Below are 12,548 nucleotides of genomic sequence, written 5' to 3'. Positions count from 1 at the left end.
CGGTGATTATATAACAACGAAGTAGAAGGGAGTATTTTCATGACTAAGTATATTTTTGTAACAGGCGGTGTAGTATCGTCTTTAGGTAAAGGTATTACAGCAGCATCTCTTGGAAGACTTTTAAAAAATCGTGGTTTAAACGTAACTATTCAAAAGTTTGATCCATACATTAACGTAGACCCAGGGACTATGAGCCCATACCAACACGGTGAGGTATTCGTAACAGATGATGGTGCAGAAACGGACTTAGACCTAGGTCACTATGAGCGTTTTATCGACATCAACTTAAATAAATACAGCAACGTAACAACAGGTAAAATTTACTCTTCAGTTCTTCAAAAAGAGCGTCGTGGTGAATATTTAGGAGGAACAGTTCAAGTTATTCCTCACATTACTAACGAAATTAAAGAACGTGTATATCGTTCTGGTCGCGAAACAAACGCCGACGTTGTTATTACAGAAATCGGTGGAACTGTTGGTGATATCGAGTCTCTACCATTCTTAGAAGCAATTCGTCAAATTAAGAGCGACATCGGTCGTGACAATGTAATGTACATTCACTGTACGTTAATCCCGTACTTAAAAGCAGCGGGTGAAATGAAAACAAAACCAACGCAACATAGCGTTAAAGAGCTTCGCAGCTTAGGTATTCAGCCGAACATTATCGTTGTTCGTACAGAATTACCTGTTTCTCAGGACATGAAAGACAAGCTTGCATTATTCTGTGACATCGATACAAAAGCAGTTATCGAAGCACGCGATGCAGATACTTTATATGCGGTTCCATTAGCTCTTCAAGAACAAAACATGGACCAAATCGTTTGCGATCACTTAAAATTAGACAATCCTGCTGCAGATATGACAGATTGGACTGCACTAGTTAATAAAGTACGTAACCTTTCTAAGAAAACAAAAATCGCTCTTGTTGGTAAATACGTAGAGCTTCAAGACGCATATATTTCTGTTGTAGAAGCACTTCGTCATGCAGGTTATTCATTCGACACAGATGTAGAAGTGAAATGGGTAAACGCTGAGCACGTAACAGCAGAGAACGTAAAAGAATTAGTTGGCGACACAGATGGTATCCTTGTACCAGGTGGCTTCGGCGATCGTGGTGTAGAAGGTAAAATCGTTGCAATTCAATATGCTCGTGAAAACAAAGTTCCATTCTTAGGAATTTGCTTAGGTATGCAACTTGCATCAATCGAATTTGCACGTAACGTATTAGGATTAGAAGGGGCTAACTCTTCTGAAATTAATCCTGACACACCTTATGCAATTATCGATTTATTACCAGAACAAAAAGATGTAGAAGATTTAGGTGGTACACTTCGCCTTGGTCTATACCCATGTAAGCTTGCTGAAGAAACGAATGCTTACAATGCTTACAACGAGCCGGTTGTATATGAACGTCATCGTCATCGTTATGAGTTCAACAATCAATTCCGTCCAGATATGGAAAAAGCTGGATTTGTATTCTCTGGTACAAGCCCAGACGGTCGTCTAGTGGAAATTATTGAATTACAAGATCACCCTTGGTTCGTGGCAGCACAGTTCCACCCAGAACTTGTATCTCGTCCAAACCGTCCACAACCATTGTTCCATGACTTCGTAAGTGCTTCTATTACGAATAAAGAGAGCAAGTAATAAAAAAAGCGCCTGAAATAGGGCGCTTTTTTTAATATTCGTTTAACATTTCATCAATTGTAAATTTCAATCCGTGATAAGCAAATAAGGCTATAATTAAACTTGGGAACCCGTAGCGGTTACCTTCATCATCTGGAATAAGACCTTTTAACAGCTTTGTATCAATATGTACATCTGTATATTGTTCCAGTGATTCAGCACCTTCTTGAATAGCCGAGATTCCAACGATAGATTGGCCTCCTTCATGAAGTTTTTTCGCGGTGTTTATAATTTCTTCATCTGTCGAAAAACGACTAATAAGAAGTACGCGGTCCGCAGAAGTCACTGCCGCCAGTTCACCGTTTTCTATTAAACATTTTGCTTGTTTCATTGGTTCGGCGCCAAATAATGCTTCTGAAACAATACCCTCCATTTCGTTTGTACCATGCAAGTAAATGAAGCCGTCGCCAACTAATGCCTGGGCAAGTAGACGAGCGCTATCTTCTATATTCATTTCCTCTTTTTGAGAAATTTTGGAGAAATATCCACTTAATTGAGTCGAAAAAATTTTTAACATGTTGTTGCTCCTTTCTTTCGTGTTAGCTGGTTCTCATTATAGCTTATTTTTTTTGGAAAGGGGAAATAGTAGGGTGGCATAACAAAATAGGAAACGGTAAAATAAGAAAGAATAGGAAGGGATTTGGCAAAGAGTAGCGAAAATAAACCGATAAGATATAAGAAGCTTTAAATCTTGTACTTACACAGAAAGGTTGGGAGTTATGGAAGGGAAAATTTTAATCGTTGATGATCAATATGGCATTCGTGTTTTATTGCATGAAGTGTTCCAAAAAGAAGGTTATCAGACGTTCCAAGCAGCGAATGGATTTCAAGCTTTAGATATCGTGAAAAAAGATAATCCAGATTTAGTAGTCTTAGATATGAAAATCCCAGGTATGGATGGTATAGAGATTTTAAAACATGTAAAAGAAATTGATGAGAGTATTAAAGTGATTTTAATGACTGCTTATGGAGAACTAGATATGATTCAAGAAGCGAAAGATTTAGGAGCTTTAATGCACTTTGCTAAACCGTTTGATATTGATGAGATTCGTCAAGCAGTGAGAGATCAGCTTGCTGTAGAGGCTTAAAAAATGAATTTTTTATAAAAAATATGGAAAAAAGCGTTTACATGGGCTATTGAGCAGGTGAATACAGTTGAGTTTTTGAGTACAAGTTGTTATCCTATTGAGTGTAGAAAGAAGTCCGGTATGTAAATATACATATTTTACCTTATTCTGGTCATACTACCAGCGATAAGAATTTATCGGATACAAAAAACGTTTTTTAGGAGGATTCACCATGCCTTTAGTTTCTATGAAAGAAATGCTAAACACAGCACTAGAAGGAAAATACGCAGTTGGTCAATTCAACATGAACAACTTAGAGTGGACTCAAGCTATCTTAGCTGCTGCGGAAGAAGAAAAATCTCCTGTAATCCTAGGTGTATCTGAGGGTGCAGCTCGTCATATGACTGGTTTCAAAACAGTTGTAGCTATGGTTAAAGCTTTAATCGAAGAAATGAACATTTCTGTTCCTGTAGCGATTCACCTTGACCATGGTTCAAGCTTCGAAAAATGTAAAGAAGCAATCGATGCAGGTTTCACATCTGTAATGATCGACGCTTCTCACCACCCATTCGAAGAAAACGTTGAAACTACTAAAAAAGTGGTAGAATACGCACACGCTCGTAACGTATCTGTTGAAGCTGAGCTTGGAACAGTTGGCGGACAAGAAGACGACATCATCGCTGAAGGCGTAATTTATGCTGATCCAGCAGAGTGTAAGCACCTTGTTGAAGCAACAGGTATCGATTGCCTAGCTCCAGCTTTAGGTTCTGTACACGGTCCTTACAAAGGTGAGCCTAACTTAGGATTCGCTGAAATGGAACAAGTTCGTGACTTCACTGGCGTACCTTTAGTATTACACGGTGGTACTGGTATCCCAACTGCTGATATCGTAAAAGCTATTTCTTTAGGTACTTCAAAAATTAACGTAAACACTGAGAACCAAATTGAGTTTACAAAAGCTGTTCGTGAAGCATTAAGCAAAGACCAAGAAGTTTACGATCCTCGTAAATATATTGGACCTGGCCGCGACGCTATTAAAGCAACTGTTGCTGGTAAAATGCGTGAGTTCGGTTCTAACGGTAAAGCGTAAGAATAAAATTCCGTTTTGGAAACCGTCTAGTCTTTTAGACGGTTTCCTTTCGTTGTATAATGAAAGCGTGAACAAGTCTAAAGATTTTATAAAGTGAATTTTTAGTTTGCAAATATAGAAAATAATGTGCATAGTCCTATTAATAAATGTGGTAAGTATCTGAATTGAGGAATTTGATTCGATGAATAGTTAATCTTCATCTATTTGTACAGCAGGGGAGCTACAGGTGATGGTTTTCTATTTATTGAGTTTGGATGGAAAGAGTGATTGAGATTCTTAAGGGGGAATCTTCTACTTCTTATAAAGAAGTAGAAGATAAATACATTCACAAGAAGGGAGCTCAATATGGAAAAGTTGCTAATTGAAGGCGGAAGAGCTTTAAATGGAACAATTCGCGTGAGTGGTGCAAAGAACAGTGCGGTTGCACTAATTCCAGCGACAATTTTAGCAGATACTCCAGTAACTATCGGTGGCGTTCCTAATATTTCGGACGTGAAAATGTTAGGAGACTTACTAGAGGAAATTGGAGGGAAAGTAACTTATGGGCAGGAAGAAGAGATGGTAGTCGATCCTTCTAACATGGTTGCGATGCCTTTACCAAATGGAAAAGTGAAAAAATTGCGCGCCTCTTATTATTTAATGGGTGCAATGCTTGGCCGTTTTAAAAAAGCTGTTATTGGGCTTCCAGGTGGATGTCATTTAGGGCCACGACCGATTGATCAGCATATTAAAGGGTTTGAAGCGTTAGGGGCACATGTTACAAATGAACAAGGTGCCATTTATTTAAGAGCAGATGAACTACGTGGAGCGCGTATTTATTTAGATGTTGTTAGTGTAGGAGCTACGATTAATATTATGCTAGCGGCTGTACGAGCGAAAGGTAGAACTGTTATTGAAAATGCAGCGAAAGAACCAGAGATTATTGATGTAGCCACATTGTTAACGAGTATGGGAGCACGTATTAAAGGTGCTGGTACAGACGTAATCCGAATTGATGGTGTGGATTCTTTACATGGTTGTCACCACACTATCATTCCAGATCGTATTGAAGCTGGTACGTATATGATTTTAGGAGCAGCGTCAGGAGGAGAAGTAACAGTTGATAATGTTATTCCTCAGCATTTAGAATCCGTTACTGCGAAGCTAAGGGAAGCTGGTGTTCAAGTTGAAACGAACGATGATCAAATTACAGTGAACGGCAATAGAAAGTTAAAAGTAGTTGATGTAAAAACGCTTGTATATCCAGGGTTTCCGACAGATTTACAACAGCCGTTTACAACGCTTTTAACAAAAGCGCATGGAACAGGAGTTGTAACTGATACAATTTACAGCGCACGTTTCAAGCATATTGATGAATTGCGCCGTATGAACGCACAGATTAAAGTAGAAGGCCGTTCAGCGATTGTGACTGGACCTGTTTTATTGCAAGGTGCGAAGGTGAAAGCGAGTGACTTACGAGCTGGTGCGTCCCTTGTTATTGCGGGTTTAATGGCAGATGGCATTACAGAAGTAACGGGACTTGATCATATTGATCGAGGTTACGAAAATATAGTAGACAAGCTTAAAGGGCTTGGTGCAAACATTTGGCGAGAACAAATGACAAAGCAAGAAATTGAAGAAATGAAGAATGCATAAAGTGAAACTTTAATCAGTATGGGATATCCCATGCCGATTATTAGCCCTCACCAATCGGGATAAGGTGGTGATACTTCCGTTAATGGGGAGCGAAGAATCACTACTAACGGAAGTGCACTTTATAGAAAAACACGGTTCACAAAATACGGCAGAAATATAAAGACTTAAAGGAGAGGGATTATTGTGGAAAGAAGTTTATCTATGGAGTTAGTACGTGTAACAGAGGCTGCAGCATTATCATCAGCGCGTTGGATGGGGCGCGGAAAAAAAGATGAGGCAGATGGTGCAGCAACATCAGCTATGCGTGATGTATTTGATACAATTCCGATGAAAGGTACAGTTGTAATTGGCGAAGGTGAAATGGATGAAGCGCCAATGCTATATATCGGAGAGAAATTGGGTACAGGATATGGACCACGCGTAGACGTTGCAGTTGATCCTTTAGAAGGGACAAATATCGTAGCGGCTGGCGGCTGGAATGCGCTTGCTGTTATTGCAATTGCAGATCACGGCAATTTGTTACATGCTCCTGACATGTACATGGATAAAATAGCGGTTGGTCCAGAAGCGGTTGGTGCAGTTGATATTGACGCACCTATTATCGACAACTTACGTGCAGTTGCGAAAGCGAAAAATAAAGATATCGAAGATGTTGTAGCGACAGTTTTAAACCGTCCACGTCATCAAGCAATTATCGAAGAAATTCGTAAAGCTGGTGCTCGTATTAAATTAATTAACGATGGAGATGTAGCTGGAGCAATCAATACAGCATTTGACCGTACTGGTGTAGATATTCTATTCGGTTCTGGTGGAGCACCTGAAGGTGTATTAGCTGCGGTTGCATTAAAATGCTTAGGTGGAGAAATTCACGGGAAGCTCTTACCTCAAAACGAAGCTGAATTAGCACGTTGTAAAAAAATGGGCATTGAAGATATCAATCGTATCCTTCGTATGGAAGACTTAGTAAAAGGTGACGATGCAATCTTTGCAGCAACAGGTGTAACAGACGGAGAACTATTACGAGGCGTTCAATTTAAAGGTAGCGTTGGGACAACACAATCCCTTGTTATGCGTGCGAAATCAGGCACAGTACGCTTCGTAGACGGCCGCCATAGCTTAAATAAAAAACCGAATTTGGTTATTAAATAAAAAGTGCAAGCGGCTCGTTCAGAATGGGAGGGGGATGGAGCTTCAGACGTAGAGGCGTTTTTTGCCTCGTAGGAAGAAGTGAAGCCACCGATCATTCTAGCTGCTGAAGCTGGATTAAATAAAAAGTGCAAGCGGCTCGTTCAGAATGGGAGGGGGATGGAGCTTCAGACATAGAGGCGTTTTTTGCCTCGTAGGAAGAAGTGAAGCCACCGACCATTCTAGCCGCTGAAGCTGGATTAAATAAAAGAAAAAATGCCTTATCTATTCTGCCTTAAAATCAGGCGAGTAGAAAAAAGAAAGAAATATGAAAAGCGAAGATAAATTTTCTTGTCTTCGCTTCTTGTATTTGTGTTTCAACGTATTGATTAAAACTAGATAAAAGGGTTACAATAGTGAATATTACCCTACTTGAACTTATTGCCTTTCATTATTATTTATTTGCCTTCCGTATTTTTCCCCTTTACCCATGTGAAAAGAGAAAAACGTTAAAGTGTGGTGTCTGAATGAATTTGTCAATTGCAGCATTAGAAAACATGAAATTAAAAGAGTTATACGAGCTTGCGAAGGAATTTAAGATTTCGTATTACAGCAAGTTAACGAAAAAAGAGCTAATCTTCTCTATCTTAAAAGCTCGAGCAGAAAAAGAAGGTTTCTTTTTCATGGAAGGCGTATTAGAAATTATTCAATCAGAAGGATTTGGATTCTTACGTCCTATCAATTATTCTCCAAGCTCAGAAGATATTTATATCTCGGCTTCGCAAATTCGTCGTTTCGATTTACGTAATGGAGATAAGGTTTCTGGTAAAGTACGACCTCCGAAAGAAAATGAGCGCTATTTTGGATTGCTACAAGTTGAAGCTGTAAATGGAGATGATCCAGACTCAGCAAAAGAGCGTGTACATTTCCCTGCATTAACACCGTTATACCCAGATCGCCAAATGAAATTGGAGACGGAAACGAAAAAGTTACCGACACGCATCATGGATTTAATCGCACCAGTTGGATTTGGACAACGTGGTTTAATTGTTGCGCCTCCAAAGGCTGGTAAAACAAGTCTGTTAAAAGAAATTGCACACAGTGTCACAACAAATCATCCGGAAGCAGAATTAATTGTACTTTTAATTGATGAGCGTCCAGAGGAAGTAACAGATATTGAACGTTCTGTTAAAGGTGATGTTGTAAGTTCTACTTTTGATGAAGTGCCAGAGAATCATATTAAAGTAGCTGAGCTTGTATTAGAGCGTGCAATGCGTCTTGTAGAACATAAAAGGGACGTTGTCATTTTAATGGATAGTATTACCCGTTTAGCGCGTGCTTACAACCTTGTTATTCCACCAAGTGGTAGAACCTTATCAGGTGGTATTGATCCAGCTGCGTTTCATAGACCGAAGCGTTTCTTCGGGGCTGCGCGTAATATCGAAGAGGGCGGTAGCTTAACGATTTTAGCAACAGCGCTTGTTGATACAGGGTCTCGTATGGATGATGTAATTTACGAGGAGTTTAAAGGAACTGGAAATATGGAACTTCACTTAGATCGCTCACTAGCTGAGCGCCGTATCTTCCCAGCGATTGATATTCGTCGCTCTGGTACGCGTAAAGAAGACCTATTAATTCCGAAAGAACATTTAGACAAGTTATGGGGTATTCGTAAAACAATGCGTGATACACCAGACTTTGTTGAAGGCTTCTTACGTAAACTTCGTCAAACAAAGACAAATGAAGAATTTTTACAAAATATTGTTGCAGACTCAAAAAGGTATGTAACCACTAAGTAAAGGGAAAAGATTGGGACTCGCTTATTTCGTAGTAAGCGAGTTTTTTTATGTTTTTAAGGGAATATTAGAGAGAGTAATATATGGGAAAAATTTTGTTTTTTGAGATGAAAATCATATTTGGGTCGAGAGCTTGAAGTGTCTTGGATTCCGAACGAGCCGCTTGCGCTTTTAATTGATATCTAGTTCCACCTCCTAGGTCCTTGCGTCTAAGAACCTTCCCCACGAGAAGATAAAAAGCATCTTCTGTGGGGAAGAACCTTAGTCACCGGGCCTGAGCAGTCGGTTCCACTTTTTGGTATATCCAGCTCCAGCGGCTAGAATGGTCGGTGGTTTCGCGTCTTCCTACGAGGCAAAGAGCGCCTCTCTGTCAGAAGCTCCAACCTCCTCCCATTCTGAACGAGCCGCTTGCGCTTTTAATTGATATCTAGTTCCACCTCCTAGGCCCTTGCGTCTAAGAACCTTCCCCACGAGAAGATAAAAAGCATCTTCTGTGGGGAAGAACCTTAGTCACCGGGCCTGAGCAGTCGGTTCCACTTTTTGGTATATCCAGCTCCAGCGGCTAGCTCTTCGTGTCTAAGAACCTCCGCTACTCAAGGTAAAAAGCACCTTTTGTGCGAGAGAACCTTAGCCAATCAGAGCTAATCGAGCCGCCTCCACTTTTAATTTTAAAAAGACAAAAACAGGTAGTTGCAAAATGGAGTTAGCCTTGTTATAATTTCATCATATGTGTTTCATCAATATAGTTGTGTAAGCAGCTGAAGATGAAAAACTCTGTTTCGAAAATGATTCAGGGCGGAAGGAGATGAAAAGAATGAAAGCAGGAATCCATCCAAATTACAATAAAGTTGTATTTATGGACACGAACACTGGCTTCAAATTCTTAAGCGGGTCTACAAAAGGCTCTAGCGAAACTGTTGAGTGGGAAGATGGTAACACTTATCCATTACTAAAAATTGAGATCAGTTCTGATTCTCACCCATTCTACACTGGACGTCAGAAGTTTGCTACTGCAGACGGACGTGTTGACCGCTTCAATAAGAAATACGGTATTAAGTAATAAAGAACATAAAACAGGCAAGTGTATGTATTCGCTTGTCTGTTTTTTTTGCGAAAATATTAAACCTTTACCCTACTTTGGATTAGGAAAGTAGATGAAAGGAGAGCTCAATGTACTTAATGAATCAAAATGGTTGGATTGAAGTGATTTGCGGGAGTATGTTTTCTGGGAAATCAGAAGAGCTCATCCGCCGTATACGCCGTACGCAATTTGCGAAACAACATGCGATTGTATTTAAACCATGTATTGATAATCGTTATAGTGAAGAAGATGTTGTATCACATAATGGATTAAAGGTTAAAGCAGTTCCTGTTTCAGCTTCAAAAGATATATTTAACCATGTAACAGAAGAAATGGATGTTATTGCAATCGATGAGGTACAATTTTTTGATGGGGACATTGTGGAAGTGGTGCAAGTATTGGCAAATCGTGGCTATCGTGTCATTGTAGCTGGATTAGACCAAGATTTCCGTGGTCTACCATTTGGACAAGTTCCTCAGCTGATGGCGATTGCTGAACATGTAACTAAATTGCAGGCAGTTTGTTCTGCATGTGGATCTCCTGCAAGTCGTACGCAACGTTTAATCGATGGAGAACCAGCGGCATTTGATGATCCAATTATTTTAGTTGGGGCTTCAGAATCGTATGAACCACGTTGCCGTCATTGTCATGCAGTACCTACAAAACAAAGATAAACGAAACTCGCTATGTAGAGCGGGTTTTTTTCGAAAATAGATGAAGATTGGTGGCCAGCTCTTCGCACAGCTAAGAACTTTAGCCAGTCAGAGCTGAGCGAGCCACCTCCGCTTTTAAATATTATCTAGCTCCAGCGGCTAGAATGGTCGGTGGTTTCGCTTCTTCCTGCGAGGCAAAGAGCGCCTCTCTGTCAGAAGCTCCAACCTCCTCCCATTCTGAGCGAGCCGCCTGCGCTTTTAAATATAATTTGCGTTTTTTTGATTAAGTACCATATACTATTTGTATTAGATACTAGGATGTAGAGGTGAATGGTGTGTTAGATCGTTTGCAAGCTGTAGAAGATCGTTATGAGAAGTTGAATGAGTTGTTAAGTGACCCAGAGGTTATTAGTGATACAAATAAGCTTCGTGAGTATTCAAAAGAGCAATCTGATATTCAGGACACGGTAGAGGTGTACCGTGAGTATAAAGATGTTCGTGAGCAATTACGAGATGCAAAAGCAATGTTAGAAGATAAGTTAGACGCTGATATGCGTGACATGGTAAAAGAAGAGGTTTCTGAATTAGAAGGACAAGAGAAAACATTATCAGAACGTCTGAAAATTTTACTTGTTCCAAAAGACCCTAATGATGATAAAAACGTTATTGTTGAGGTTCGTGGTGCTGCTGGTGGTGACGAGGCAGCTTTATTTGCTGGTGATTTATATCGTATGTATAGCCGTTATGCTGAGGTGCAAGGTTGGAAAACTGAAATTATCGAAGCGAGCTATACAGAGTTAGGTGGATATAAAGAGATTATCTTTATGATTAACGGTAAAGGTGCTTTCGCGAAGCTGAAATTCGAGAATGGTGCTCACCGTGTACAACGTGTTCCTGAAACGGAATCTGGTGGACGTATTCATACATCTACAGCAACTGTAGCTGTATTACCAGAGGCAGAAGAAGTAGAAATTAATATTCATGAAAAAGATGTTCGTGTTGATACGTTTGCTTCTAGTGGTCCTGGTGGACAAAGCGTTAATACAACGATGTCAGCGGTACGTTTAACACATTTACCGACTGGTGTAGTTGTATCTTGTCAGGATGAAAAATCACAAATTAAGAATAAAGAAAAAGCGATGAAAGTATTACGCGCACGTGTTTATGATAAGTTTAGACAAGAAGCGCAAGCTGAGTATGATCAAAACCGTAAACAAGCTGTTGGTACGGGAGATCGTTCAGAGCGTATTCGTACGTATAACTTCCCGCAAAACCGTGTTACAGACCATCGAATCGGTTTAACGATTCAAAAGCTAGATCAAATCCTACAAGGTAAGTTAGATGATTTCATCAATGCCTTAGTGATGGAAGATCAGGCTCAAAAGATGGAGGCAGCTGAGTAATGCGTGTCTATGAAGCCCTGAAATGGGCTTCTTCTTTTTTACAGGAAAATGGACGAGATGAAAATGCGGGAGAAATTGTCCTTTGTCATGTATTAAAGACGAACAGAACCGGAATGCTCATGAATATGCGTGAAGAAATAACTGCGGAACAAGAGAAAAGTTTTGCACAATTTATCCACAAGCACGTAGAAGGTATTCCGATCCAATATATGCTCGGTTATGAAATGTTTTATGGCCGATCATTCTTTGTAAATGAAGAGGTATTGATACCAAGACCGGAAACAGAGGAACTTATAGTTGGAGTGCTAGAGAGAATTGAGCGCCATTTCAGTAATGAGGAGCTTCACATAGCGGATATTGGAACAGGTAGTGGAGCGATTTCTATTACGCTCGCTTTAGAAAATAAAAATCTTCATGTGTATACAGTAGATATCGCACAGGAGTCGATTGAAGTTGCAAAAGAAAATGCAAAAAATTTAGGGGCGGATGTAACTTTCTATCACGGCGATTTACTGTCTCCGTTTTATGAAACAGGTCAGAAGTTAGATGTTGTTGTTTCCAATCCTCCGTACATACCAGAGGAAGATTGGCGTGGTCTTTCTACTGTTGTGAAGGAGCATGAGCCGAAGCGTGCGCTTGTTGGTGGGGAAGATGGACTAGATTTCTATCGTCGTTTTATGGAGGAATTGCCGAATGTATTACAGAAAAAGGCGATTGTGGCGTTTGAAATTGGTGTAGGGCAAGGTGAAGATGTGAAAGCATTATTACAGCAAACTTTCCCGCGCGCTCAAGTTGAAGTTGTATTTGACATTAATGGAAAAGATCGCATGGTATTTGCAGAGATGGAGTAAGGTTCACACCTTACTCTATTTTTTTGTGGGAAAATTTATCCTTTTCGGCAAGAAGACTCCATCTGATTTGTGTTACGGATGAAACCCAACAATTCAGGTGGAGATGAATTGCCGTCAGAAGGTAGACCAAACACCTTTGTTTCGTTCATAACAATTTTTTA

Annotated in this window: 11 protein-coding genes; 10 read left to right on the top strand and 1 reads right to left on the bottom strand. The window is 40.0% G+C overall.

All coding sequences use genetic code 11. The features are described from left to right. The first annotated feature begins 39 nt into the window (after positions 1–39). Positions 40–1,647: a CTP synthase gene (gene pyrG, locus EXW56_RS25500; protein WP_002113067.1), complete on the top strand. Its 1,608-nt coding sequence runs from the start codon at positions 40–42 to the stop codon at positions 1,645–1,647. Between the two features lie 31 nt (positions 1,648–1,678). On the opposite strand, the gene EXW56_RS25495 is transcribed toward pyrG, so the two are convergent. Then, positions 1,679–2,203, bottom strand: coding sequence for a DUF2529 domain-containing protein (locus EXW56_RS25495; RefSeq protein ID WP_215597090.1), 525 nt, complete (start codon positions 2,201–2,203; stop codon positions 1,679–1,681). Between the two features lie 202 nt (positions 2,204–2,405). Here EXW56_RS25495 and spo0F point away from each other — a divergent pair, with 202 nt between their 5' ends. The 9 genes from spo0F to prmC all read left to right on the top strand — a co-directional run bounded on the left by spo0F (position 2,406) and on the right by prmC (position 12,387). Next, on the top strand, positions 2,406–2,774 hold the full coding sequence (spo0F, locus tag EXW56_RS25490; RefSeq protein ID WP_000398592.1) for a sporulation initiation phosphotransferase Spo0F: 369 nt from the start codon (positions 2,406–2,408) through the stop codon (positions 2,772–2,774). Positions 2,775–2,985: 211 nt separating this feature from the next. After that, complete coding sequence (locus tag EXW56_RS25485) at positions 2,986–3,843, top strand: class II fructose-bisphosphate aldolase (RefSeq protein WP_002113064.1); 858 nt, start codon at positions 2,986–2,988, stop codon at positions 3,841–3,843. Positions 3,844–4,188: 345 nt separating this feature from the next. Continuing rightward, positions 4,189–5,478: a UDP-N-acetylglucosamine 1-carboxyvinyltransferase gene (murA, locus tag EXW56_RS25480; protein WP_002198761.1), complete on the top strand. Its 1,290-nt coding sequence runs from the start codon at positions 4,189–4,191 to the stop codon at positions 5,476–5,478. Between the two features lie 183 nt (positions 5,479–5,661). Beyond that, positions 5,662–6,627 (top strand): class II fructose-bisphosphatase, encoded by a 966-nt coding sequence (gene glpX, locus EXW56_RS25475; RefSeq protein WP_000442336.1) that lies wholly within the window; start codon positions 5,662–5,664, stop codon positions 6,625–6,627. Between the two features lie 503 nt (positions 6,628–7,130). After that, on the top strand, positions 7,131–8,402 hold the full coding sequence (gene rho, locus EXW56_RS25470) for a transcription termination factor Rho (RefSeq protein ID WP_002016308.1): 1,272 nt from the start codon (positions 7,131–7,133) through the stop codon (positions 8,400–8,402). A gap of 811 nt (positions 8,403–9,213) precedes the next feature. Then, positions 9,214–9,459, top strand: coding sequence for a type B 50S ribosomal protein L31 (locus EXW56_RS25465; protein WP_000643447.1), 246 nt, complete (start codon positions 9,214–9,216; stop codon positions 9,457–9,459). A 110-nt stretch (positions 9,460–9,569) separates the two neighbouring features. Further along, complete coding sequence (locus EXW56_RS25460; RefSeq protein ID WP_000281086.1) at positions 9,570–10,154, top strand: thymidine kinase; 585 nt, start codon at positions 9,570–9,572, stop codon at positions 10,152–10,154. Between the two features lie 314 nt (positions 10,155–10,468). Beyond that, positions 10,469–11,536 (top strand): peptide chain release factor 1, encoded by a 1,068-nt coding sequence (gene prfA, locus EXW56_RS25455; RefSeq protein WP_002113060.1) that lies wholly within the window; start codon positions 10,469–10,471, stop codon positions 11,534–11,536. Continuing rightward, on the top strand, positions 11,536–12,387 hold the full coding sequence (prmC, locus tag EXW56_RS25450; RefSeq protein WP_215597089.1) for a peptide chain release factor N(5)-glutamine methyltransferase: 852 nt from the start codon (positions 11,536–11,538) through the stop codon (positions 12,385–12,387). The genes prfA and prmC overlap by 1 nt, the downstream gene beginning before the upstream one ends. Positions 12,388–12,548: the final 161 nt, after the last annotated feature.

The organism is Bacillus mycoides, assembly GCF_018742245.1.
GTDB lineage: Bacteria > Bacillota > Bacilli > Bacillales > Bacillaceae_G > Bacillus_A > Bacillus_A cereus_U.
This window is presented reverse-complemented; position numbering and strand designations above follow the sequence as displayed.

Bases quoted from the DNA above. Each gene is read 5' to 3' on its own strand.
- pyrG (WP_002113067.1), top strand. From the start codon at position 40: ATGACTAAGTATATTTTTGTAACAGGCGGTGTAGTATCGTCTTTAGGT.
- EXW56_RS25495 (WP_215597090.1), bottom strand. From the start codon at position 2,203: ATGTTAAAAATTTTTTCGACTCAATTAAGTGGATATTTCTCCAAAATT.
- spo0F (WP_000398592.1), top strand. From the start codon at position 2,406: ATGGAAGGGAAAATTTTAATCGTTGATGATCAATATGGCATTCGTGTT.
- EXW56_RS25485 (WP_002113064.1), top strand. From the start codon at position 2,986: ATGCCTTTAGTTTCTATGAAAGAAATGCTAAACACAGCACTAGAAGGA.
- murA (WP_002198761.1), top strand. From the start codon at position 4,189: ATGGAAAAGTTGCTAATTGAAGGCGGAAGAGCTTTAAATGGAACAATT.
- rho (WP_002016308.1), top strand. From the start codon at position 7,131: ATGAATTTGTCAATTGCAGCATTAGAAAACATGAAATTAAAAGAGTTA.
- EXW56_RS25465 (WP_000643447.1), top strand. From the start codon at position 9,214: ATGAAAGCAGGAATCCATCCAAATTACAATAAAGTTGTATTTATGGAC.
- EXW56_RS25460 (WP_000281086.1), top strand. From the start codon at position 9,570: ATGTACTTAATGAATCAAAATGGTTGGATTGAAGTGATTTGCGGGAGT.
- prmC (WP_215597089.1), top strand. From the start codon at position 11,536: ATGCGTGTCTATGAAGCCCTGAAATGGGCTTCTTCTTTTTTACAGGAA.